The 22,216-nt window shown below is 57.6% G+C and carries 22 protein-coding genes and 1 tRNA gene; 10 read left to right on the top strand and 13 right to left on the bottom strand.

The features are described 5' to 3' along the window. Nucleotides 1-61: 61 nt before the first annotated feature. The 3 genes from ACR0DL_RS05645 to ACR0DL_RS05635 all read left to right on the top strand — a co-directional run bounded on the left by ACR0DL_RS05645 (nt 62) and on the right by ACR0DL_RS05635 (nt 1,757). Entirely contained in the window at nt 62-772 is a 711-nt protein-coding gene (locus ACR0DL_RS05645; protein ID WP_480688007.1) for an aspartate/glutamate racemase family protein, read from the top strand. 295 nt (nt 773-1,067) lie between these two features. Continuing rightward, on the top strand, nt 1,068-1,328 hold the full coding sequence (locus ACR0DL_RS05640) for a hypothetical protein (RefSeq protein WP_170348841.1): 261 nt from the start codon (nt 1,068-1,070) through the stop codon (nt 1,326-1,328). 258 nt (nt 1,329-1,586) lie between these two features. Continuing rightward, the gene (locus tag ACR0DL_RS05635) at nt 1,587-1,757 is read left to right on the top strand and encodes a hypothetical protein (RefSeq protein WP_170348840.1); all 171 of its coding nucleotides are present in this window, start codon (nt 1,587-1,589) and stop codon (nt 1,755-1,757) included. 410 nt (nt 1,758-2,167) lie between these two features. Here ACR0DL_RS05635 and ACR0DL_RS05630 read toward each other — a convergent pair. Further along, nucleotides 2,168-2,244, bottom strand: a tRNA-Ile gene (locus tag ACR0DL_RS05630). A gap of 107 nt (nt 2,245-2,351) precedes the next feature. Between ACR0DL_RS05630 and purM the strand changes: the two genes are divergently transcribed. From purM to rnd, 3 genes are all read left to right on the top strand, one after another. Beyond that, on the top strand, nt 2,352-3,398 hold the full coding sequence (purM, locus tag ACR0DL_RS05625) for a phosphoribosylformylglycinamidine cyclo-ligase (protein WP_480688005.1): 1,047 nt from the start codon (nt 2,352-2,354) through the stop codon (nt 3,396-3,398). Continuing rightward, the gene (gene purN, locus ACR0DL_RS05620; RefSeq protein WP_170410014.1) at nt 3,395-3,991 is read left to right on the top strand and encodes a phosphoribosylglycinamide formyltransferase; all 597 of its coding nucleotides are present in this window, start codon (nt 3,395-3,397) and stop codon (nt 3,989-3,991) included. The genes purM and purN overlap by 4 nt, the downstream gene beginning before the upstream one ends. Before the next feature lie 111 nt (nt 3,992-4,102). Continuing rightward, entirely contained in the window at nt 4,103-5,260 is a 1,158-nt protein-coding gene (gene rnd / locus ACR0DL_RS05615; RefSeq protein WP_480636780.1) for a ribonuclease D, read from the top strand. 6 nt (nt 5,261-5,266) lie between these two features. Here the strand turns inward: rnd and ACR0DL_RS05610 are convergent, their stop codons facing one another. After that, on the bottom strand, nt 5,267-5,794 hold the full coding sequence (locus tag ACR0DL_RS05610) for a hypothetical protein (RefSeq protein ID WP_170514415.1): 528 nt from the start codon (nt 5,792-5,794) through the stop codon (nt 5,267-5,269). Nucleotides 5,795-5,933: 139 nt separating this feature from the next. Here ACR0DL_RS05610 and ACR0DL_RS05605 point away from each other — a divergent pair, with 139 nt between their 5' ends. Further along, nucleotides 5,934-6,344, top strand: coding sequence for a SufE family protein (locus ACR0DL_RS05605; RefSeq protein WP_170348835.1), 411 nt, complete (start codon nt 5,934-5,936; stop codon nt 6,342-6,344). Nucleotides 6,345-6,350: 6 nt separating this feature from the next. Here ACR0DL_RS05605 and ACR0DL_RS05600 read toward each other — a convergent pair whose 3' ends face one another. Both ACR0DL_RS05600 and ACR0DL_RS05595 read right to left on the bottom strand, forming a co-directional pair. After that, nucleotides 6,351-7,016, bottom strand: a complete 666-nt coding sequence (locus ACR0DL_RS05600; RefSeq protein ID WP_425080570.1) for a DUF1638 domain-containing protein — start codon at nt 7,014-7,016, stop codon at nt 6,351-6,353. 89 nt (nt 7,017-7,105) lie between these two features. Continuing rightward, a complete protein-coding gene (locus ACR0DL_RS05595) occupies nt 7,106-7,804 on the bottom strand; it encodes a corrinoid protein (RefSeq protein WP_170348833.1) in 699 nt (232 codons plus the stop codon). Nucleotides 7,805-8,094: 290 nt separating this feature from the next. Here ACR0DL_RS05595 and ACR0DL_RS05590 point away from each other — a divergent pair, with 290 nt between their 5' ends. Continuing rightward, the gene (locus tag ACR0DL_RS05590; protein WP_480688003.1) at nt 8,095-9,159 is read left to right on the top strand and encodes a PA0069 family radical SAM protein; all 1,065 of its coding nucleotides are present in this window, start codon (nt 8,095-8,097) and stop codon (nt 9,157-9,159) included. A 48-nt stretch (nt 9,160-9,207) separates the two neighbouring features. On the opposite strand, the gene gltA is transcribed toward ACR0DL_RS05590, so the two are convergent. Both gltA and gltX read right to left on the bottom strand, forming a co-directional pair. Beyond that, nucleotides 9,208-10,503, bottom strand: coding sequence for a citrate synthase (gene gltA / locus ACR0DL_RS05585; protein ID WP_170348831.1), 1,296 nt, complete (start codon nt 10,501-10,503; stop codon nt 9,208-9,210). Between the two features lie 119 nt (nt 10,504-10,622). Further along, a complete protein-coding gene (gene gltX / locus ACR0DL_RS05580; protein WP_480688474.1) occupies nt 10,623-12,023 on the bottom strand; it encodes a glutamate--tRNA ligase in 1,401 nt (466 codons plus the stop codon). A gap of 78 nt (nt 12,024-12,101) precedes the next feature. Between gltX and ACR0DL_RS05575 the strand changes: the two genes are divergently transcribed. After that, nucleotides 12,102-14,153 carry a ComEC/Rec2 family competence protein gene (locus tag ACR0DL_RS05575; protein WP_480688001.1) on the top strand — a complete coding sequence of 684 codons (2,052 nt, stop codon included), beginning with the start codon at nt 12,102-12,104 and terminating at the stop codon, nt 14,151-14,153. Here ACR0DL_RS05575 and lexA read toward each other — a convergent pair. The 6 genes from lexA to ACR0DL_RS05545 form a co-directional block, all read right to left on the bottom strand. Then, nucleotides 14,147-14,845: a transcriptional repressor LexA gene (gene lexA / locus ACR0DL_RS05570; RefSeq protein ID WP_170348829.1), complete on the bottom strand. Its 699-nt coding sequence runs from the start codon at nt 14,843-14,845 to the stop codon at nt 14,147-14,149. The two genes, ACR0DL_RS05575 and lexA, sit on opposite strands and share 7 nt — an antisense overlap. Nucleotides 14,846-14,923: 78 nt before the next feature. Next, a complete protein-coding gene (locus tag ACR0DL_RS05565; protein WP_170358641.1) occupies nt 14,924-16,096 on the bottom strand; it encodes a molybdopterin molybdotransferase MoeA in 1,173 nt (390 codons plus the stop codon). Next, complete coding sequence (gene moaC, locus ACR0DL_RS05560) at nt 16,093-16,566, bottom strand: cyclic pyranopterin monophosphate synthase MoaC (protein WP_170348827.1); 474 nt, start codon at nt 16,564-16,566, stop codon at nt 16,093-16,095. The genes ACR0DL_RS05565 and moaC overlap by 4 nt, the downstream gene beginning before the upstream one ends. Further along, entirely contained in the window at nt 16,566-17,378 is an 813-nt protein-coding gene (gene trpC / locus ACR0DL_RS05555) for an indole-3-glycerol phosphate synthase TrpC (protein ID WP_170577712.1), read from the bottom strand. Before trpC ends, moaC begins: the two co-directional genes overlap by 1 nt. After that, entirely contained in the window at nt 17,375-18,394 is a 1,020-nt protein-coding gene (gene trpD, locus ACR0DL_RS05550; RefSeq protein WP_170375479.1) for an anthranilate phosphoribosyltransferase, read from the bottom strand. Before trpD ends, trpC begins: the two co-directional genes overlap by 4 nt. After that, nucleotides 18,391-18,972 (bottom strand): anthranilate synthase component II, encoded by a 582-nt coding sequence (locus ACR0DL_RS05545; protein ID WP_480687998.1) that lies wholly within the window; start codon nt 18,970-18,972, stop codon nt 18,391-18,393. Before ACR0DL_RS05545 ends, trpD begins: the two co-directional genes overlap by 4 nt. Nucleotides 18,973-19,047: 75 nt before the next feature. Here ACR0DL_RS05545 and ACR0DL_RS05540 point away from each other — a divergent pair, with 75 nt between their 5' ends. Further along, entirely contained in the window at nt 19,048-20,658 is a 1,611-nt protein-coding gene (locus ACR0DL_RS05540) for a divergent polysaccharide deacetylase family protein (RefSeq protein WP_480687996.1), read from the top strand. 46 nt (nt 20,659-20,704) lie between these two features. On the opposite strand, the gene trpE is transcribed toward ACR0DL_RS05540, so the two are convergent. Beyond that, on the bottom strand, nt 20,705-22,216 hold the full coding sequence (trpE, locus tag ACR0DL_RS05535) for an anthranilate synthase component I (RefSeq protein WP_480687994.1): 1,512 nt from the start codon (nt 22,214-22,216) through the stop codon (nt 20,705-20,707).

Below are 22,216 nucleotides of genomic sequence, written 5' to 3'. Positions count from 1 at the left end.
CGCGTCTCGAATGGCGAACAGACCCCTGCAGAACGTGCCCGGAAATGAAAAGGTTTGAGGAATGATCGCAACTGGTGGCAAATCACTTTATGGCGCATCGGTGGGTATCCTGATGCTGGACGCACGCTTTCCCCGCATTCCCGGCGACATGGGCAACGCGCTGACCTGGCCGTTTCCGGTGCACTACCGCATCGTGCGGAACGCTTCGCCCGATCTGGTGGTGCGTCGTGGAGCGCAGGGGATGCTGGACGCCTTTGTCGATGCCGCGCGCGAGCTGGTTGACGAGGGCGTCGACGGGATCACCACCAATTGCGGGTTCCTGTCGCTGTTTCAGAAAGAGCTGTCTCAGGCGGTCCCGGTGCCCATTGTCACATCCTCGCTGATGCAGGTCGAAATGGTGAACAAGGTATTGCCTGCGGGCAAACGGGCGGGGGTGCTGACGATCTCAGCCTCGACCCTGACCGAGGCCCACCTGCGCAGCGCACAGGTGCCTGAGGGCACGCCCATCGGCTCGACCGAAGGAGGGCAGGAGTTCACACGCGCGATCTTGGATAATGAACTGACGCTGGACGTGGACAAAGCCCGCGCCGACAATGTCGAGGCCGCCCTGGCGATGAAAGAGGCCCATCCCGACCTCGGCGCGCTGGTGCTGGAATGCACAAACATGTGCCCCTACGCGGCCGATATTCAAACGGCGACGGGGCTGCCGGTGTATTCCATCGTCTCTCTGGTCAGCTGGTTTCAAGCGGGGTTGCGACCGCCTGTTTATTGAGCGATTGACGCTGAGCGGCGACGTGTTTTGCATCCATTCAACGCGCTGCGTGCCCGCGCAAGTTAAACGATGAATTTCACGCAGATTCGACACCTCGAGTCGGTTTTATTGGCGTAATTGCCGTAGTATATCTTCTTCATTTTGCAGGATATTCTAGTGGCCGGCGCCGGCACTTGGAGACGTCAGTCGCGCGATCACAGATCGCGCGGATGAGATATTGCAGATGATAAGATGATGCAAATTTTTGGTCTAAAGCACCGATCGACCCGTATCCCTTTTGTAATGGGAGGAAGTCATGACCAATAGTTTCGACGTAAAATCGACGTGGGATTCGGTAATGGATGAGACCAAGAACCCACTCAAGAAATACTCTCTATCTACAGCGCATATGCTGATGCAGATGTTGGCGTGGATGTGGAGTGCAATTTTTTCACTTATGATTGGCAGCTATTTCGTTTTCGGAATCACAGCGGTGGGCCACATGCTGCTGATTGGTGGATTGTTTGTAACGTTAGCCGTTTTCCAAAAAGCCGAAGCGGCTGATCCTAAAGAGTGACCTTGCCTCCCCCCAATGATGGGGAGCCATCGTAATCCGGGGCATTTGGTCCAATCCCTGACGTGCTCCGAATAGCCTACACTACCCCAAACTGTCGCCGCGTTGTTTGCAAAGGTACATCTCCGAACAACGCGGTTTTTTTGGTGAGGGAATGCATGTGAAGGCTCTGCAGTCGAGTAAGGCGTTTTGTATCCACTAAACTTGAGGCGATTTATTATCTTATAGTGACGAAGTGTTTTTCGCGGTCGGGGATTAGCAATGGACAACACTGTATTATATTTTTTAGTTGGCATTTTTGTCGTTGGGCTTTTGACGCTCGGCTATTACTCAAGAAGTAGCGGCGCATTGATATCTATTGTGATCGTGATTGGCGTAATTGCCTCGGTAATAGCCTATCTTGGTGGTTATTTTGGTGAGCCTCCAAATTAAAAATCCTACTGAGCATCGAAAGCAGCGAGTGATCCAGCGCCTGCGTTGCCGCGTATCCTTTTTGTCCCTTTAGTCTGGGCAACCCCTGACCAGACTATGGCCCGCGTTGCTCGCCATCCCAGATTTGGGCAACGCGGGCACTGTAAATCCAGTTCTTAAGGTAATCCGCATCGTATTTTTCCCCAACTGCGCTCAGTGTAGGCCATTTAAGTTTCCTTCAGGTCAGCGCGGGATCTTTGGGTTCTAGGGGTATCTGGCTTCTTGATACGATTGACCGGCCGGGCAAGTGATTTCTGGTCTATCAGTAATGCGTGTTGTTCTGGTTCGGTCTGATCCGACTTTGGATCACGCAACAACCACAGAAACAGCGTTCCCTTGCTTGCCTTCTGAAAACCAGTTTTGCGGTGATTTGGTAGGCCCGGCAGGACTTGAACCCGCAACCAAAGCGTTATGAGCGCTCTGCTCTAACCAATTGAGCTACAGGCCCGCCTGAGCGCTTTGAGTATCACGGTGAACGGCCGCGTCAAGCCTGACCGTTGCAAGATGCCCAACAATCGACTAACCCGCGCGGGAACCATTCATAAGGGGCTGGCCATGACGACGGGCAAGAACGGAATCACCTATGCCGATGCAGGCGTTGATATTGATGCGGGGAACGCTCTGGTCGACCGGATAAAGCCTGCGGCCAAGCGCACCAACCGCTCGGGCGTGATGAGCGGTCTGGGCGGGTTTGGTGCCTTGTTCGATCTGAAAGACGCCGGATATCAGGACCCGATTCTTGTGGGCGCGACCGACGGTGTGGGCACCAAGCTGCGGATTGCCATTGATACCGGAGTGGTCGACGGTGTGGGTATCGACCTGGTGGCAATGTGCGTCAACGACCTGATCTGTCAGGGGGCCGAGCCGCTGTTCTTCCTGGACTATTTCGCCACGGGCAAGCTGGACACCGACACCGCCGCGCGGATCATCGAAGGTATTGCCGACGGCTGTGTGCAGTCTGGTTGCGCCCTGATCGGCGGTGAAACGGCTGAGATGCCGGGCATGTATCCCGATGGCGATTTCGATCTGGCTGGCTTTTCGGTCGGCGCGATGGAGCGTGGTGCGAATCTGCCCGCGGGCGTACAGCAGGGCGATGTGCTGTTGGGTCTGGCCTCGAACGGGGTGCATTCCAACGGCTATTCGCTGGTGCGCAAGCTGGTTGAAATCTCGGGTCTGGGCTGGGATGCCGCATCGCCTTTTGGCGACGGGTCGCTGGGTGAGGCGCTGCTGACGCCGACGCGGTTGTACGTGAAACCCGCTCTGCAGGCGATCCGGGCAGGGGGCGTACACGCGCTGGCCCATATCACCGGCGGCGGTCTGACCGAAAACCTGCCACGCGTGCTGCCCGAAGGGCTGGGTGCCGAGATCGACCTGAACGCCTGGGACCTGCCGCCCGTCTTCCGCTGGATGGCGGAAACCGGTGGTATCGTCGAGGCCGAGATGCTGAAGACCTTCAACTGCGGCATTGGCATGATTGTCGTCTGCGCCGAAGACCGCGCCGATGAACTGGCCGCTCTGCTGGCCGAGGCCGGAGAAACAGTTGCTCGCATCGGCACCGTGACCGACACGCCCGGCATGGCCTATTCGGGCAAACTGTTGTGAGCCACAAGCGCGTCGCCATCCTGATTTCGGGGGGTGGGTCCAACATGGTGTCGCTGGTCGACAGCATGGTCGGCGATCACCCGGCACGCACGTGTCTGGTTCTGTCGAATGACGCTACGGCGGGCGGGCTGAAAAAGGCCGCGGACCGTGGAATCCCGACGGCTGCGGTAGATCACCGCCCCTTCAAGGGCGACCGCGCTGCGTTTGAAGCAGAGCTGTTGAAGCCGTTGGAAGAGGCGCAACCGGATATTGTCTGCCTCGCGGGGTTCATGCGTGTTCTGACTGGTGATTTCGTTTCACGCTTTCAGGGGCGGATGCTGAATATCCACCCCTCACTGCTGCCGAAATACAAAGGCCTCAACACCCATGCCCGCGCGATCGAGGCCGGGGATGCCGAACATGGATGTTCGGTTCACGAGGTTACGGCAGCGCTGGATGACGGCCCGATCCTGGGGCAGGCGCGGGTAAACATCGAAGCCGGCGACACGCCCGACGCTTTGGCTGCTCGTGTGCTGGTTTGGGAGCATAAACTTTATCCTGCAGTGTTGCGCCGTTACGCCAGTGGCGACCGGACTCCGGTGTTGCTGCCCTGAACGCCCCAGAGTGATTTACACGCGTGTTAAATTCGGCCTATGGTCTGCACTACGGCTAGGTACGGAAGAGACGATCAGCCGAAGAAAACAAGAGCAAGAACAGCACTGCGCATGAAAACCCTGACAACGACGCAAGAGCTGGCCGATTTCTGCAAGGCCGCGGCGGAATATGACTATGTCACCGTAGATACCGAGTTTCTGCGCGAACGGACCTATTATTCAAAGCTTTGCCTGATACAGCTGGCCGTTCCGTCCGATAACGAGGACAGCGCGGTTCTGGTCGACCCGCTGGCTGATGGATTGTCTCTAGACCCGCTTTATGAGCTGTTCGGCAACGACGATGTGGTCAAGGTCTTCCATGCCGCGCGTCAGGATATTGAAATTTTCTGGGTCGAAGCAGGTGTCTTTCCGAAACCGCTGTTCGACACGCAAGTTGCAGCAATGGTTTGTGGCTTCGGTGAGCAGGTGGGTTATGAAACGCTGGTGCGCAAGATCTGCAAGCAGGGGGTCGACAAGACCTCGCGGTTTACCGATTGGTCCCGCCGCCCGCTATCCGAGGCGCAAAAGACCTATGCGCTGGCGGATGTCACCCATCTGCGCCAAATCTATGAATATCTCGCAGCGCAATTGCAAAAATCGCAGCGCAGTCATTGGGTGGCAGAGGAGTTGCGCACGCTGACCCATCCTGCGACCTATGACATTCACCCCAAAGATGCATGGAAACGTGTAAAGACCCGGACGAATTCGGCCAAATTTCTGGCCGTGGTGCGCGAACTGGCACAATTTCGTGAAGCTTATGCGCAGGAAAACAATGTTCCGCGCAGCCGGGTCTTCAAGGATGATGCGCTGATCGAGCTGGCATCAACCAAGCCCAAATCGCCCTCGGATCTGGGCGGCTCGCGCTTGTTGCTGCGCGAGGCCCGAAAGGGCGCGATTGCCGATGGTATTCTAAGCGCCGTCAAAAAAGGGGTGAATTGCCCTGCGGATCAGCTGCCGCAAGTCGACAACAGCAGAGACAAACTGAAGGTGAACCCGGCGCTGGCGGATTTGCTGCGGGTGTTGCTGAAATCGAAAACCGAAAGCTCGGGCGTGGCAGCCAAACTGATAGCCACCAGCTCGGAATTGGATCAGATTGCAGCGGGTGAGCGGGAACTGCCTGCGATGTCAGGTTGGCGGTTTGAGGTGTTCGGCGAAGACGCCTTGAAACTGTGTGAAGGTAAAATCGCGCTGGCGGCCAAAGGTCAGAACGTCAAAGTTGTATCGCTTTAGCGCCGATTAACGGCGCCGCGATTCCAATGCGTTCTGCTGCCCTACAACCCGCACCAGACGAGTATTTTCCAAGTCTTTTTTGCTGATATTGATGGCGTCGGACACCATTCGAGACCGTTCGGTTCCCGTATTCGTTGCGCGCGCGGGATAGGTTACCCGGAAAGTGAACTCCAAAACGCCGTTCTTCTGGTTTTCTTCACTGTCCACGCGAACCAGTCGGGCGTCATAAGCACCTTGCCGGATTGCCGTCCCCGAGGCGTAGACGATTGCACCGTTCGGGGTCGGCTCAATCCTCAATTCATCAATCTTGGCGATCGGAACGCTTGTATCCTCGGGGGTTGGCCTTGAGAACAACCCACCGCCTTCCCTTGTTTCGGGCACAAGAGCGTTGGCGTCATAGGTCGCTGTTTCCGGCGGCGGGGCTGACGTGCTTGAACCGAACCAGTTGGACGGGTTCACCCGTGACTCGCGCCAGCTGTTGCAGGCAGACAGGGCCAGGGTAGCCACCAAGAGAACAGTAAACGATTTTTGCATGGTCCCAACGTCCAGAGCTGTAAGTCCAGCAATGGGTTATCGCAATTTCTGTTGATTGAAAAGCCGCGTAGGGGGGTGGACAGGCATAGATCAGAGGCATAGTTCACAATTGTGATTGCAACGAAAGGACCGCCGCGACATGGCAACGCCTGCCTTTGAAGAGATCGTCGAGGATTTCGAGTTTCTGGAGGACTGGGAAGACCGGTACCGCCACGTCATCGACCAGGGCAAAGCGATGGAGCCGCTGGAGGACGCACTAAAGGTGCCGGCCACCAAGGTCCATGGCTGCGCAAGCCAGGTCTGGTTGCACCCGATCATCGAAGATCGGGTTTTCCGGTTCGACGGGGACAGCGATGCGCTGATCGTACGCGGTCTGATCGCGGTATTGCGTTCCTTATATAACGGGTTGCCCGTCAGCGAAGTTCCCAAGGTGGACGCAGGCGGAGAGCTGGCGCGCTTGGGTCTGAATGATCACCTGTCTGCTCAGCGATCGAACGGGTTGCGGGCAATGATTGAACGCATCCGCGAAGTGGCCCAGGAAAACGCCTGACGCTATTCAGGCTTTCGGTGTGCGTTTTGCCCAATCGGTCAGGGTGGTTTCCAAATCGCCATAGCCGGTCAGGCGACGTTCGAATTCCAAACCCATCCGCTCGGCACATTCACGAGCGCGGGCCGTCAGGTCCGGATCGTCAATTTGCGCCTGATAGACCAGCTTGGTGTAGTTGCCGAAATACATGCTAAGCAACTCGGGGTGTCGGTCCAGCCCCAGCGGTTTCCACACAAAGGCATCGAACTGCCGGGCCAAAAAATCGGTCAGGTAAAAGGCGGTGGTTTCCTCATCACCATGTGCTTCAAACGCCTGATTTCCTTCGAAGAAGGAATAACAATGGGGGCCTTTGACCATCTCGACGCCCAGGTCTTCGCAGGCTTGCTGCAGCAGGCCACCCGTTCCGCAATCGGCATAGACCACAAAGATCTGGTCATAGTCGTCACGGTGTTTGGCGACGGCCTCTTGTACCGCCGGAATGATCTTGTCAGGCTGGATGTGAAAAATCGCGGGCAGGCAGGTCAGCGCCATGTGATCCCAGCCATTGCGTTGCTTCAGGTCCAGAATCTCACGCGCCAGCGCGCCACAGGCCAACAGCAGGATGCGCCCGTGCTCACCGGATTCGTAGCCCTTGGTCGTCAGGCTGGCATCGTCTGGCAAATTATCTTGCTGCATTGGTTGCTTCTCGGATTCTACGCGACTGTCAGTGTAACAAAAAAGGCCGCCCGAAACTCGGACGGCCCCAGAATAACCTGCGCGTCCGGTTAACCGGCCAGTTGGTTGTGCTTGCGCGAGACGAAATCCTTGGCGGTTTCAACCGCAACGGCTGCGTCACGGCAATAAGCATCCGCACCGATGGCTTTGCCGAATTCCTCGTTCAGCGGCGCGCCGCCAACCAGAACGATATAGTCTTCGCGCTTACCTTGTTCGACCAGCGTGTCGATCACAACCTTCATGTAAGGCATGGTCGTGGTCAGCAGGGCGGACATGCCCAGAATATCTGGCTCTTCGGTTTCAAGTGCTTCCAGATAGTTTTCAACCGGGTTGTTGATGCCGATATCGACCACCTCAAAGCCAGCGCCCTCCATCATCATCGACACAAGGTTCTTGCCGATGTCGTGGATGTCGCCTTTGACGGTGCCGATCACCATCTTACCCACGCGCGGTGCGCCGGTTTCGGCCAACAGCGGCTTGAGGATAAACATACCGCCCTTCATGGCGTTTGCAGCCAACAGAACCTCGGGCACGAAAAGAATACCGTCGCGGAAGTCGTGGCCCACGATAGTCATGCCACCGACCAGAGCCTTGGTCAGGATGTCGTAAGGCGTCCATCCGCGTTCAAGCAGGATGTTCACACCTTCTTCGATCTCTTCTTTCAGGCCGTCATAAAGATCGTCGAACATCTGCTCGACAAGTTCGTCGTCATTCAGTTCGGACAGGACGATGTCTTCTTCTTCAGACATGGGGCGTTTCCCTGAGCTGTGCGAGCCATAGGCCCGTGGTGGCATTTTTTCCGTTTTGGCCAAAACGTCGCAGTTTGACTGTGACGATTGCGACCTCAGTCGTTTCGGGACCGACCTATACGTCAAATTTTCGCGTCTCTCGACAGAATTTTCTGCAAGATGATCCTGCATCTGGTTCATTTTACTGGTGGATAACCACACGGTTGATACCTGCGCGGCCTCGAATGCTGTGCTTGCGGGTATTCGGGATTGCCGTTATACCCAATCAAAGGAACATAACGAGAACATACATGGTTGAAACGCATATTCGCGGCCGAGGAGCCGGCACAAATGCCGCTGGACGGTTCGAACAATTCGACACCATCCCTTGTGACGATGGCTGGAATATCGACGAGGACCTGCCGCCTTTGCGAACCGATGTTCGGGACGAGGTCGCGCGCAGCCTGATTACCTATAACCGTTCGCCGGATTTGCCGTTTGATCGCTCGATCAACCCGTATCGCGGGTGTGAGCATGGTTGTGTCTATTGCTTCGCCCGCCCGACCCATGCCTATCTTGGGCTATCGCCGGGGCTGGATTTCGAAACCCGCCTGATCGCGCGGTCAAACGCAGCGGATATCCTGCGCAAGGAGTTGTCGGCCAAAGGGTACAAGGTTGCGCCCATTGCCTTGGGTACCAACACGGACCCTTACCAACCGATTGAGAAAACCCGCGCGATTACAAGAGGCTGCCTGTCGGTTCTGCAAGAATTCAATCACCCCATCGCCATCGTCACCAAGGGGGCCTTGGTCGAACGGGACTTGGACATCCTGGCGCACATGGCTCAGCAAGGGTTGGTGCGGGTCGGGATATCCCTGACCACTCTGGATGCTAATCTGTCCCGTCGGATGGAGCCGCGCGCGCCCTCACCACAGCGCCGATTGGCCATGATACGCCGCTTGACCGAAGCTGGGGTGTCGGTGCGGGTCATGACGTCTCCCATAGTGCCTGGTCTGACGGATCATGAGTTGGAACACCTGCTTGAGGCGGGGCGTGAGGCGGGCGCGGATGCTGCCAGTTGGATCATGTTGCGCTTGCCGCGTGAAGTATCGACGTTGTGGCAGGAGTGGTTGCAGGATCACGAACCCGCGCGGGCGGAAAAGATCATGTCCAAGCTGCGCGAAATGCACGGGGGCAGGGACTATGACCCGCGCTGGGGCCACCGGATGCGGGGTGAGGGTGAATATGCTGGGTTGATTGCCAAACGGTTTGCCTTGGCGGTCAAGCGCCTAGGCCTTGTAACGCGGACACCGCCCCTGCGATGCGACCTGTTTGCCCGCCCGGCTCAGATCGGCGATCAGTTGAGCCTACTATGAAAGAAGCCCCGGACGCAGGTCCGGGGCTTAAGCATTTCATCGCTGCAATCAGCGGTTTTCGATATCCACGTAATCACGCATGGTTTCGCCCAAATACAGCTGGCGCGGACGACCGATCTTGTTCTGTGGATCGGCGATCATCTCTTTCCATTGGCTGACCCAGCCAACGGTGCGCGACAGGGCGAAGATCGGCGTGAACATCGAGGTTGGGAAACCCATCGCCTCGAGGATGATGCCCGAATAGAAGTCCACATTCGGGAACAGCTTTTTCTCGGCGAAATACGGATCTTCCAGCGCTTCTCGCTCAAGCTCTTTGGCGACCTGCAGTTTTGGATTGTCTTCGATGCCCAGCAGATCCAGCACTTCGTCAGCGGATTGCTTCATCACCTTGGCGCGCGGGTCAAAGTTCTTGTAGACGCGGTGGCCAAAGCCCATCAGGCGGAACGGATCATCCTTGTCCTTGGCGCGGGCAATGTATTCAGGGATGCGATCCACTGAACCAATCTCTTCCAGCATCTCCAGACACGCTTGGTTGGCGCCACCATGGGCCGGACCCCACAGACAGGCGATACCGGCCGCGATACAGGCAAACGGGTTCGCACCCGAGCTTGAAGCCAGACGCACGGTCGAGGTCGAAGCGTTCTGTTCATGATCCGCGTGCAGGGTAAAGATGCGGTCCATCGCGCGGCTGAGGATCGGGTTAACATCATACTCTTCGGCCGGAACGCTGAAGCACATGCGTAGGAAGTTCGACGCATAGTCCAGGTCGTTGCGCGGATACACGAAGGGCTGACCGGTGTGATACTTGTATGCCCAGGCTGCGATGGTCGGCATCTTGGCGATCAGACGGTGCGACGCAATCTCGCGCTGACGTGGGTCATGAATATCTGTCGAGTCATGATAGAAAGCCGACATTGCACCGACGACGCCAACCATGATTGCCATAGGATGCGCATCACGACGGAACCCGCGATAGAAATACTGCATCTGTTCGTGCATCATGGTGTGGCGAGTGATCGTGGTCTCGAACTTCTCCAGATCTTTTGCGACTGGCAGCTCTCCGTACAGCAACAGGTAGCACACTTCGAGAAAGTGCGATTTCTCGGCCAGTTGGTCGATCGGATAGCCGCGGTGCAACAGTTCACCCTTATCGCCGTCAATATAGGTGATGGTGCTGTCGCAGCTGGCTGTCGAGGTGAAGCCCGGATCATAGGTGAACACACCCGCATCACTGTACAGTTTGCGAATGTCGATCACATCCGGACCAACGGTTGGCGAGTGAACCGGCAACTCGTAATTTTCACCATGTACGGTAAGAGTGGCTGTTTTTTTGCTGTCGGTCATCGTTGTCCCTTCTTCGTTCATGAGCACGCCGGGTGAGCGGCCTGCGCGCGGTCAGCGGTCACACACCAAAGTGTTGACCGGTCGTAACGAAGCAGCGTTACCTGATTATTAAGCCAGGGTTATTTTGCTGCGTCGGAAAGCCGTGCCAAGGTTTCTTCACGCCCCAGCACAAGCATCATGTCAAACACCGAAGGAGTCACTGCCCGACCCGCCAAAGCCGCCCGCAAGGGCCCAGCCAGCTTGCCGAACTTGATGCCTTTCGCTTCTGCAAAGGCATTGAGGGTTTCCTCCAGTTCGTTCCGCCACCAGCTAGCATTTTGCACATGCGGCGTCAATTCACTTAGTATACCGTCGGATACTGTTTGCAGTGCTTTTGCCGCTTTCTCATCCGGCTCAATCGGGCGGGAAATCAGCGCAAAGTGTGCTTTTTCAAGCAATTCCGGGAAAGTTCGGGCGCGATCCTTCAGACAATACATTGCACGTTCAAGAACACTAGATTGTGTCTGAGTGAGAGCAGGAAGGCCCGCCGCATCCAGATAAGCTTCGATTTCACGCCGCAGCGCAGCATCATCAGACGTCGCGATATGCTGACCGCAGAGATTCTCAAGCTTTTTCAGATCAAAGCGGGCCGGGCTTTTGCCGATTCCGTCCAAATCAAACCACTCTTTGGCCTGCTCGTCGGTAAAAAACTCATCGTCGCCGTGGCTCCAGCCCAAACGCGCGAGATAGTTGCGCATGCCAGCGGCAGGATAGCCCATCGCCTGATATTCCTGTGCGCCCAAGGCACCGTGACGCTTCGACAGTTTCTTACCGTCTGGTCCGTGAATCAGCGGGATATGTGCCCATACCGGAACGTCCCAGCCCATCGCCTCGTAGATCATCATCTGGCGAGCGGCGTTGTTGAGGTGATCGTCGCCCCGGATCACATGCGTCACGCCCATGTCGTGATCATCCACCACCACAGCCAGCATATAAACCGGTGTTCCGTCCGAGCGCAGAAGGACCATGTCGTCCAGCTGATCGTTGCGAATGGTCACATCCCCCTGCACCTGATCGCGGATCACGGTGGCGCCGTCCTGTGGGGCCTTGATACGGATTACAAAAGGTGCATCTGGATGGGTGGCCGGATCAGCGTCACGCCAAGGGCTGCGAAACAGCGTGGACTTGCCGTCGGCCCGAGCCTGCTCACGAAAGGCTGCAATTTCATCCTGGGTTGAAAAACACTTATAGGCTTTACCTTCGGCCAGAAGCTGGTGAGCGACCTCGGCATGGCGTGTGGCACCCTCAAACTGGCTGATTACATCACCATCGTGATCTAGGCCAAGCCATTCCATGCCTTGCAGAATTGCGGCTGTCGCCTCAGGCGTCGAGCGTTCGCGATCTGTATCTTCGATCCGCAGCAGGAACTTACCGCCACGACCACGAGCATAGAGCCAGTTGAACAACGCAGTGCGGGCACCGCCGATATGCAAAAAACCGGTGGGCGAGGGGGCGAAACGGGTGACGACCTGATCGGACATTGTGTGGATTAACCTTTTGGTAACCGTGTCGGGCATAGTTTGGCGTCTGTCTAACGAGCCCGAAGGACGGGGGCAACCATGCGTGTTCTGACACGGGTCGACGCCGCTTTGCTGAACCAGACAGGGTATTTGTTCCAGTGGTCTCCGATTTGTCTGGCAGTTGGCATCGGCCTCTATTTCAGCCTTCGGTTTGAACCGGAATGGCAGGTCTATGCCTGTCTTCTGCTTGGCATCACGTTGCTGGTCTGGGTTGGCCGCACGCGCCGCACTGGCTGGGCTGCGTTGGCAACGGGGGGCGCGATGATCGCGTCCGGTTTTATACTGGCCGGCGCACGAGCCCATACGGTCGCAGAGCCGGTCCTGTCCTGGCGTTACTACGGCCCGATCGAGGGGCGGGTCGTAGCCATGGATCGCTCTGCGTCGGACGCGTTGCGGGTCACGCTGGATCGGGTGCGCATAGGGGATGTGCCCGCAGATCGCAGACCGCAGCGCGTCCGGCTTTCATTGCACGAAGGATCGGTTTCCCTGGCGCCTGGGCAAAGGATCATGACCACCGGGCATCTCTCACCACCGCAAGGGCCGGTTGAACCCGGTGGGTTTGATTTCCGCCGTCATGCCTGGTTTCAAGGGCTGGGCGCGGTTGGCTATACCCGGGTGCCGGTGATGACCATTGCCCCCGCAACTGACGCGACCGAAGGGGTCCGGGTAACTGCCTGGCGTATGGCCATCTCGGAAAGGGTACGTGCGATCCTGCCTGGTGAGATCGGCGGGTTCGCAGCCGCCGTCACAACCGGAGATCGCAGTGGCATGGGGCAAGAGACGTTAAAATCCCTGCGGGCCTCGAACCTAGCGCATTTGCTGGCGATTTCGGGCCTTCACATGGGGTTGCTGACGGGGTTCGTCTTTCTGGTGTTTCGGTTGGGCTTATCAGCCATTCCTTCAGTGGCCTTAAGGTTGCCCGTCCGCAAGTTGGCGGCAGTTTGTGCGTTGATCGCGGCCGTCATCTACCTGCTGTTGTCCGGGGGCAATGTTGCAACGGAACGCGCTTTCGTCATGGCCAGCGTAATGCTGGGGGCGATCCTGATCGACCGCCGTGCGATTTCTTTGCGCGCCGTGGCCGTGGCTGCCCTAATCGTGTTGATTCTACGGCCAGAAACACTGTTGAGCCCAGGCTTCCAGATGTCCTTTGCAGCCACTACGGCACTTGTCGCGGTGTTTGGGCGGTTGCGGGATTATGGCCCAATGCCCGGTCCAAAATGGCTGAAGCCGGTGACCGCCTTGCTGTTGTCCTCGGCGATTGCAGGGCTTGCAACCGCACCTATCGGGGCGGCGCATTTCAACACGATGTCACACTATGGGTTGCTAGCCAATATGCTCTCGGTCCCGGTAATGGGCACGATTGTGGTACCCGCCGCCTTTGTCGCGGCATTGCTGGCCCCTTTCGGGCTAGAGGCGGCCGCATTGAATGTCATGGGTCTGGGGTTGGAGTGGATTCTGATCGTTTCAGACAAGGTGTCAAACTTAGATGGCGCGCAAGGCTATGTCGTTAGTCCGCCACATTACGTGTTGCCCATGTTTGCGCTGGGGGCGTTGTGGCTGGCGTTGTGGCAGGGCCGCGCAAAATGGATTGGGGTTATCCCGGTTGCGTCCGCATTTTTGTCGTGGGGGCAGGGGCAAAGGCCCGAGGTTCTGATCGCGGATTCAGGCGGGTTGGTGGGTGTCATGACTGAACATGGCCGCGCGCTGAGCAAAGAAAAAGGCAGCGGTTTCATCGCTACGGTATGGTTGGAAAACGACGGTGACGGGGTAGATCAGAAGAAGGCGGCCAGCCGCTGGCCTGATGCAGAAAACGCTGTTCAGCGCTTTGATTGGCAGGGCAAGGAAGTGATTCACATCACCGGAAAACGTGCGGCCCAAGGGTTTGAAGAATGCCAATCAAACCAGATCGTGGTGTCTGCAGTTGAGTTGAACCTGAACGGGGATTGCGGTCTTTTCGATCCGAACCGCCTGAAAGAAACCGGAAGCCTGGCGTTTTCAAAAGGACGCATAACAACCAGCCGAGAGGCAATCGGCCATCGCCTGTGGTCCCCGGGCATCGCCGAGAACCGCAATTTAAAACGGGATCAGTAGCTGCGGATCAACCCGACCAGCCGTCCTTGCACCTTGACCTTGTCCTCGGGCAGAACGCGGGTTTCATAGGCGGGGTTCGCAGCCTCAAGCGCGATAGCATTGCCACGGCGGAAAAAGCGCTTCAGGGTCGCTTCCTGATCTTCGACCAGAGCCACGACGATATCGCCATTATCGGCAACCCGAGTTTCACGGATCACCACGACATCGCCGTCATTGATACCGGCATCGATCATCGAGTCGCCACGTACCTCAAGCGCGTAATGTTCGCCTTTGCCCGAAACCATGCTGCCCGGGACCGCCACACGATGCGATACGTGGCTGATCGCTTCAATCGGAACACCAGCGGCGATACGGCCCATGACCGGCAATTCCAAGGCATCTACAGTGACCGGTTCGAAATTCGCCGGGCGGGGACCTTCGGGCCTGTCGCCTTCAATCACGCGAGGTTTGAAAGCGGCTGTTGGTTCGCCGCCGAGACTCTCGGGCAGCTTCACGATCTCAATCGCGCGCGCCCGGTGGGCAAGGCGACGAATAAAGCCACGTTCTTCCAGCGCAGTGATCAGGCGATGAATCCCGGACTTCGACCGTAAATCCAGCGCGGCCTTCATTTCGTCGAAACTGGGCGGAACACCGTCCGCCTGAACGCGTTTGTGGATGAATTCCAACAAATCCAACTGTTTCTTGGTCAGCATTGCTCACACCTCGTCGGTCATGCGTTTTCTTTTGTTCTACGCATGTTCACGTTTTGTGTCAACGGATTTGACCGTTGCCTATATCGGCAAGTACAGAACCTCATCCCCCGCGGGGCGCGCCGGATCATTCGGCTCACGTACCAAAAGCGCGTTGGCCTGCGCCAGAACGCTGAGAAGCGAGCTGTCCTGATCGGCACAGGCGCAAATGCCATCCTCACCGAGGACAGCTCGCATATAATGTTCGCGTGGGCCGTTTTTGCCGATGGGCTCGGCCAGCTTGGCCCGGCGAAACGGGGTCAGGGCTTGTTCGATGCCCAACATGCGACGCAACATGGGGATCAGGAAGAGATAACCGCAAACCATTGCACTCACGGGATTTCCCGGCAGTCCAACCATCGCTGTGTCACCCAACTGACCCGCCATCAGGGGTTTCCCGGGGCGCATGCGGATTTTGTAGAACGACCGTTCCATCCCCAATTTCTGAGAAACGCCCCCGACCAGATCGTATTCTCCGACCGAGGCACCCCCGATTGTCACGACCAGATCAGCGCCGCTTGCCAGCCCAAACGCCGTTTCCAAGGACGCGACAGTATCGCGCGCGATCGGCAGAATTCGCACATGTGCACCGGCATCCTCTAGCATGGCTTTCAGGCCAAAAGTGTTCGAAGCGATGATTTGATCCGGGCCTGGGATCTCACCGGGCATAACCAGTTCATCTCCGGTTGAAATCAATGCGACCACGGGTCTGCGTCTGACCGGCACTGTTGCAATATTCATCGCTGCCAACAGCGCGACGTCTTCAGGGCGCAAAAGGCGCGGAGCGCTAATCTTGGTGCCGACGGTAAAGTCGACACCTGCAGGTCGGATATTTGTTTTCGGTCCGGGATCGTCGGTGATTGTAAGCAAATCCCCGCGCCGTTCCGTATCTTCTTGAATAACCACGAAATCAGCACCTTCCGGCACCGGAGCGCCGGTAAAGATACGAACGGCCTGACCGGGGCCCACGGTGCCTTCAAAACGACGCCCGGCAGCGGATTCGCCAACTACTTTGAACATGGCGTGTTGTTCGACTTCGGTCGACTTCAGCGCATAACCATCCATGGAAGAGGCCGAAAATGGCGGTTGATCGCGCGTGGCGCTGAGGTCTTCTGCCAGCACGCGGCCAGCAGATTCGGCAAGCGGAACTGTTTCGGCGTTTAGAGGGGAAACAAGATCAAACAGTAGCGACCTGGCTTCTTCGACCGTAATCATCTCGCCTCGTAACGGCCTGATTTGCCGCCATCTTTCAGCAGGACCCGGATACCGCCGATCTCCATCGCCTTATCGACTGCCTTGGTCATGTCATACACAGTCAGCGCCGCGGTTGAGACCGCAGTCAACGCCTCCATCTCAACCCCGGTCTGGCCTGCGGTCTTGACGGTGGCTTCAATCTGTACGCCCGGCAAATCAGGGTTCAGGGTCAACTCAACCGCAACCTTTGTGACTGGCAAGGGGTGGCATAGCGGGATTAGGTCGGGTGTTTTCTTCGCTCCCATGATGCCTGCCAGCCGCGCAATACCCAACACGTCGCCCTTCTTGGCGCGTCCTTCTGAAATTAAATCAAAGGTTTCCTTTGCCATCTTGATGTGGCCAGCCGCCACTGCGACGCGGTCAGTAACAGCCTTGTCCGAGACGTCGACCATATGGGCCTGTCCCTGTGCATCGAAATGGGTCAGAGGCATCACATCACTCCGGGGATCAGCGGGTTTGCCAGCAATTGCCGGGTGGCGGCGGTGACATCATCCTGACGCATCAGGCTTTCCCCAATCAGGAAACACCGCGCGCCATAACGGGCGATATCGGCCAGGTCTTCGGGTGTACTCAGCCCGCTTTCACAGACAATCGTCCGACCGCCAGGAACCAGTTTCGACAGGCGGCGTGTAGTATCAAGTGTGGTCTCGAAGGTCTTGAGATTACGATTGTTTATCCCGATCAATGGGCTTTTAAGTTGGGTCGCACGTTCCAGTTCAGCCTCGTCGTGAACTTCGATAAGAACGTCCATCCCCCAGTCAAAGGCCGTTTGTTCCAGCTCGGCCGCCTGACCATCTTCGACCGAGGCCATGATGATTAGAATGCAATCGGCACCCAAAGCGCGCGCTTCGACCACCTGATAAGGGTCGTACATGAAATCCTTACGCAGGGCTGGCAGCGACGTTGCTGCGCGTGCCGCGGTTAAGTATTCCTTAGCGCCTTGGAAGCTGGGCGTGTCGGTCAGTACAGACAGACAGGCTGCACCGCCTTCTTCATACGCCTTGGCCAATGCAGGCGGGTCGAAATCGGCTCGGATCAACCCCTTGGAGGGGCTGGCCTTTTTGACCTCGGCGATCAGGCCATACCCCTTGCGGGTCGCTTTCCGCAAGCTTTCGGCAAAGCCGCGCACTTCGGATGCGAAACGTGCCTCACTTTCCAGTGTTTCCAAGGACTTCTCAGCCTTGTCTGCAGCTATTTCTTCCAGCTTATAGGCTTTGATCTTGTCCAGTACCGTCTCGGTCATGCGGCCTCCTGAGTCATGCGGGCCAGTACCGCGATTTTTTCTTTGGCTTTTCCGCTGTCAATGCTTTCGACGGCTTTTTCAACACCATCCCGCAAATCTGTTGCGGCGTCTGCAACCACCAGCGCAGCGGCAGAGTTCAACAGAACCGCATCGCGATAGGCCGAGGGCTGCCCGTCCAGCAGCGCGCGGAAGGCGACAGCATTTTCTTCGGGTGTTCCGCCGATGATATCCTCGAACGGATGAACCGGTAGGCCCGCGTCTTCGGGGTGAAGTTCCACCTCCTTAACGCCACCATCCTCTAGTGCGGCGACCCAACTGATGCCAGTGATGGTCAGCTCATCGGTCCCATCTGATCCGTGTACCAGCCAGGCACGGTCAGACCCCAGCAGACCAAGCGTTTCGGCCATTGGGCGTATCAGGTCGCGGCTGAAGGCTCCAGTCAATTGGCGTTTGACGCCCGCAGGGTTCGTCAAAGGGCCGAGAATGTTGAAGATCGTCCGGGTCCCAAGCTCTTGCCGCGAGGGCATGACATGTGCAATGGCTGGGTGATGCATCGGGGCCATCATAAAGCCGATACCGACCTCTTTCAAAGCATTCTCAACAGTTTCCGGGCCAACCATGACGTTGATCCCCAACTGACCCAAGGCATCCGCTGCCCCGGATTTTGAGCTGAGGTTGCGGTTGCCATGCTTGGCCACGGTGACACCAGCACCAGCGACAACAAATGCCGTGGCGGTTGAGATATTGAGCGTGCCTTTGCCGTCGCCTCCGGTTCCGACGATATCCATTGCACCGTCGGGCGCGGTTACGGCATTGCACTTGGCGCGCATCACGGCGGCGGCGGCGGCGTATTCCTCGACCGTTTCGCCACGGGTGCGCATGGCCATCAGCAGGCCACCGATCTGGCTGGGCGTGGCTTCACCGTCAAACAAGATACCAAAGGCCTGTTCGGCTTCGGCACGGGTCAGAGGCCGGTCGGCGGCGGCTCCGATCAGCGGTTTCAGAGCGTCGCTCATGCGGGAACTTTCATCTCAGACAGGAAATTCTTGAGCAGGGCATGACCATGCTCGGAGGCGATGGATTCCGGGTGAAACTGAACGCCGTGAATCGGCAATTCTTTGTGCTGCAGACCCATAATGGTACCGTCTTCCAGCTCTGCCGTGACCTCAAGACAGTCGGGCAGGGTGTTGGGGTCGACCACCAAAGAATGATAGCGGGTTGCCTCAAATGGCGAGGGCAGCCCGGCAAACACACCTTTTCCGGTGTGGTGCATCGTTCCCATTTTGCCATGTACGATTTCGTGGCAGCGAATGACGTTGCCGCCAAAGGCCTGTCCGATAGTCTGATGGCCAAGACAGACTCCCATCAGCGGCGTTTTCGTTTCAGCCGCTGCTTCGGTCAAGGCCAAGCAGATACCGGCCTGATCCGGATCACAGGGGCCGGGGCTGAGCAGGATGCCGGATGGGTTCATGGCCATGGCTTCCTGAACGTCCAAGGCGTCATTCCGCCGAATGACCATCTCGGCGCCAAGTTCGCCTAAATAATGTACCAGGTTGTAGGTAAACGAGTCGTAGTTGTCGATCAGCAGCAGCATTTGGGCACTTGTCTCGGCTTGGGCATTTCGGGCTGGCGATGCAGCCCCGAGCCACGGTATAATGTCGGGACATACATGCTCAGGCTTGCGCGGCAGCGTCAAGGGGACATCCCGTTCTTGGCGCTGCGGCAAGCAAATGCCGCAGCAGACGGCGAACATGTGATCGATGCAGGGCCAAGACGAGAGGCAATTGTTATGGGCGGATTTGTCGGCGGAATGATCGTGGGAACGGTCGCTGTTCTTGTGCTGGGGGCGGTGCTGTCTTTGAACATGCCTTTGACCAGCAAACCGAACGTGGCGGTTTCTGCGCCTGAACCCTCTCTGGCTGATGTCCCGGTATCAGTGGCGGACGCCACTGATACCGGGGGTGACCCCGATGTGCTGGACTTGCCACCAACCACACCTGAATCTGTCGGCGAACAGACGGACACGCTGGCTGAATTGTCAGATGTCGAGGTTGAGCCCGATGCCCAGCCCAAAGTCAACCTAGACCCGGCGCAAGTCGATGCGCCCAGCGTTACTCAATCAGCTCCTGTAATTGCAACCACTGTGACCCCGGTCGCTCCACAGGCCCCGCCGTTGTCGCAGGTATCCCCAAATGCCGAAGCCTTGCCTGAGGTGTCGCTGGAGGTGCCTGATCCTCAGCCTGAACCGGCCGTCGAACGAGAGCCCGAGGTTGTGGAGGCCGAGCCGAAACCAGAACCCGAGGTTGCCGAGGGGGAACAGAAATCGGACCCTGTTGTTGCCGACAGTGCAGCACAACCGGAACCCGAGGTCGCCGCAGCCGCCGATCCGGAAACCGAGGACAACCCATTTGTCGACAGCCCAATCGCCGTAGAAGGTGATGAGGATACAGCACCGCGCAATCTGCCCCGGATCGCGTCGGTTCCGCAAATTGGGGGGGCAAGCGAAGCGACCACAGTCTCGACAGTCGGAACGCGCGTGGTTCCATTGACGGAACGTGATGATGTTATTGAGGTAAGCACATCCAACGTGGAGGTCGCTATTCCCGGCAAGCCGATCGAGGCTTATGCGGCGGAATTCGAAAACCCCGAATCCAAGCCGTTGATGTCAATCATTCTGATCGACGATGAAGGTGCCTATGGGGCTGAAGCACTGCATGATTTTCCTTATCCGCTGAGTTTTGCCGTCAGCCCGTCTGATCCGGACGCTGTTGAAAAGATGGCGCGTCACCGCGAAGCCGGGTTCGAAGTTCTGGCTCTTGCTGATCTACACGAAGCCGCCAGCGCGCAGGATGCCGAAGTATCGCTGGCCGTATGGCTCGACACGTTACCGGAAACGGTGGGAATTCTCGAAGGAGTGGATTCGGGCATTCAAGGCAACCGCAAGCTGGCCGACCAGGTGGCCGCGATTGCTGCCGGTACAGGGCGTGGTCTGATCACACAGGACAATGGTCTGAACACTGTCCAAAAACTGGCTGCGCGCAACGGTATTCCATCGGGTGTGATTTTCCGCGATATCGACGGTGCGCGCCAGGACCCCAAGATCATGCGTCGTTTTCTGGACCAAGCGGCATTTCGTGCCGGGCAGGAGGGGACGGTTGTAATGCTGGGCCGTCTGCGCCCTGACACGATCTCGGCTTTGTTGCTGTGGGGGCTTGAAGATCGGGGCAGCCGTGTGGCGATGGCCCCAATCTCTGCAGTGATGATGAAAGAGGTTCAGTAACCTCGAAACAACAAAAACGGCTGGCCCTGAAAGTCCGCAGTTTTTTTTATGTGTTGCCCGATCCTGTGAACCGGGACGCATCGGCAGCAGCGCGGCGAATGGCATTTGATTTATGGACGGTTTCCATAAACTCTGCCTCGGGGTCGCTATCAAAAACAACGCCGCCGCCCGCCTGAATATAAAGCTTGTGATCCTTCACGATGGCCGTTCGCAGAGCAATGCACATGTCCATGTCGCCGCCGGCACTGAAATAACCAACGCCGCCGCCATAGATACCGCGCTTTTCAGGCTCCAACTCGTCGATGATCTCCATCGCACGCACTTTTGGCGCGCCCGAGACGGTGCCAGCAGGCATCCCGGCAAAGAACGCGTCCAATGCGTCTTTGTCTTCGGCCAGCTCTCCGACCACGTTCGACACGATGTGCATCACATGGCTGTAGCGTTCGATGATGAACTCTTCGGTTGGCCGCACCGTTCCGATCTTGGCCACGCGGCCGGTATCGTTGCGGCCCAGGTCCAGCAACATCAAGTGTTCGGCCAGCTCTTTCTTGTCGGCCAGCAGATCGACCTCGTTGGCCTTATCCTCTTCGGGGGTTGCGCCACGGGGTCGGGTACCTGCGATGGGGCGGATTGTCACTTCGTCGCCAAAGACACGCACCAGAATTTCTGGGCTGGCACCGACCACCTGAAAGCCGCCAAAGTTGAAATAGAACATGAACGGAGAGGGGTTAGTGCGCCGCAATGACCGATAGAGCGTAAAGGGCGGCAGCGGGAAATCCTGTGTCCAACGCTGAGCTGGTACCACCTGAAAGATGTCACCAGCGCGGATGTATTCCTTGGCCTTTTCAACCGCTTCCATATAGCCGGATTTGGTGAAATTCGACACCGGAGGCGCGACTTCAGAGGCGTCGCCCAGATCGCGAGTCTCGGCGGGCATGGCGCGTTCTAAATCGCGCACTGCGTCCATCACACGCTCAGCGGCTTGCGCATAGGCAGCCTTGGCGGATTGCCCCTCGGCGACCCAGGCAGGGGAGACGACCGTGACCTCTCCTTTTACACCGTCCAGAACGGCGATGACCGATGGGCGCAGCATAATCGCATCGGGTAGGCCCAGCGGGTCTGGGTTCACATCCGGCAGATACTCTACCAGACGCACCATGTCATACCCAAGATAACCGAACAGCCCTGCGGCGGCTTGAGGCAAATCGTCAGGCAGCTCAATCCGGCTTTCGGCCAGCAGAGCGCGCAGATTGTCCATCGGATTGCCATCCTGAGGCGAAAACGCGTCGGCATCGAACCTGGCCGAGCGGTTCAATTCGGACGTCTCACCCCGGCAGCGCCAGATCAGGTCCGGTTTCATCCCGATGATTGAATAGCGGCCACGCACCTCGCCTCCGGTCACGGATTCCAGCATAAAGGCGTCTTTCTGCGCACCGGTCAGCTTGTGCATCAGGGACACGGGCGTATCCAGATCGGCCGCCAAGCGGGTGTAGACGACCTGATTTTCGCCAGCCTCATAGGCGCGGGCGAAGCTGTCAAACTCGGGGGTCAGGGCCAT

The sequence above is a fragment of the Ruegeria sp. BB5 genome, assembly GCF_056539405.1.
Note: the sequence above shows the minus strand (reverse complement) of the source record. Positions and strands in the feature narration are given on the sequence as shown.

Bases quoted from the DNA above. Each gene is read 5' to 3' on its own strand.
- gltA (WP_170348831.1), bottom strand. From the start codon at position 10,503: ATGACCGACAGCAAAAAAACAGCCACTCTTACCGTACATGGTGAAAAT.
- ACR0DL_RS05545 (WP_480687998.1), bottom strand. From the start codon at position 18,972: ATGCTGCTGCTGATCGACAACTACGACTCGTTTACCTACAACCTGGTA.
- purM (WP_480688005.1), top strand. From the start codon at position 2,352: ATGACGACGGGCAAGAACGGAATCACCTATGCCGATGCAGGCGTTGAT.
- rnd (WP_480636780.1), top strand. From the start codon at position 4,103: ATGAAAACCCTGACAACGACGCAAGAGCTGGCCGATTTCTGCAAGGCC.
- trpD (WP_170375479.1), bottom strand. From the start codon at position 18,394: ATGAGCGACGCTCTGAAACCGCTGATCGGAGCCGCCGCCGACCGGCCT.
- trpE (WP_480687994.1), bottom strand. From the start codon at position 22,216: ATGGCCCTGACCCCCGAGTTTGACAGCTTCGCCCGCGCCTATGAGGCT.
- ACR0DL_RS05605 (WP_170348835.1), top strand. From the start codon at position 5,934: ATGGCAACGCCTGCCTTTGAAGAGATCGTCGAGGATTTCGAGTTTCTG.
- lexA (WP_170348829.1), bottom strand. From the start codon at position 14,845: ATGCTGACCAAGAAACAGTTGGATTTGTTGGAATTCATCCACAAACGC.
- trpC (WP_170577712.1), bottom strand. From the start codon at position 17,378: ATGACCGAGACGGTACTGGACAAGATCAAAGCCTATAAGCTGGAAGAA.
- ACR0DL_RS05600 (WP_425080570.1), bottom strand. From the start codon at position 7,016: ATGCAGCAAGATAATTTGCCAGACGATGCCAGCCTGACGACCAAGGGC.
- ACR0DL_RS05540 (WP_480687996.1), top strand. From the start codon at position 19,048: ATGCTCAGGCTTGCGCGGCAGCGTCAAGGGGACATCCCGTTCTTGGCG.
- ACR0DL_RS05595 (WP_170348833.1), bottom strand. From the start codon at position 7,804: ATGTCTGAAGAAGAAGACATCGTCCTGTCCGAACTGAATGACGACGAA.
- ACR0DL_RS05590 (WP_480688003.1), top strand. From the start codon at position 8,095: ATGGTTGAAACGCATATTCGCGGCCGAGGAGCCGGCACAAATGCCGCT.
- gltX (WP_480688474.1), bottom strand. From the start codon at position 12,023: ATGTCCGATCAGGTCGTCACCCGTTTCGCCCCCTCGCCCACCGGTTTT.
- moaC (WP_170348827.1), bottom strand. From the start codon at position 16,566: ATGCCTCTGACCCATTTCGATGCACAGGGACAGGCCCATATGGTCGAC.
- ACR0DL_RS05565 (WP_170358641.1), bottom strand. From the start codon at position 16,096: ATGATTACGGTCGAAGAAGCCAGGTCGCTACTGTTTGATCTTGTTTCC.
- ACR0DL_RS05635 (WP_170348840.1), top strand. From the start codon at position 1,587: ATGGACAACACTGTATTATATTTTTTAGTTGGCATTTTTGTCGTTGGG.
- ACR0DL_RS05575 (WP_480688001.1), top strand. From the start codon at position 12,102: ATGCGTGTTCTGACACGGGTCGACGCCGCTTTGCTGAACCAGACAGGG.
- ACR0DL_RS05610 (WP_170514415.1), bottom strand. From the start codon at position 5,794: ATGCAAAAATCGTTTACTGTTCTCTTGGTGGCTACCCTGGCCCTGTCT.
- ACR0DL_RS05645 (WP_480688007.1), top strand. From the start codon at position 62: ATGATCGCAACTGGTGGCAAATCACTTTATGGCGCATCGGTGGGTATC.
- ACR0DL_RS05640 (WP_170348841.1), top strand. From the start codon at position 1,068: ATGACCAATAGTTTCGACGTAAAATCGACGTGGGATTCGGTAATGGAT.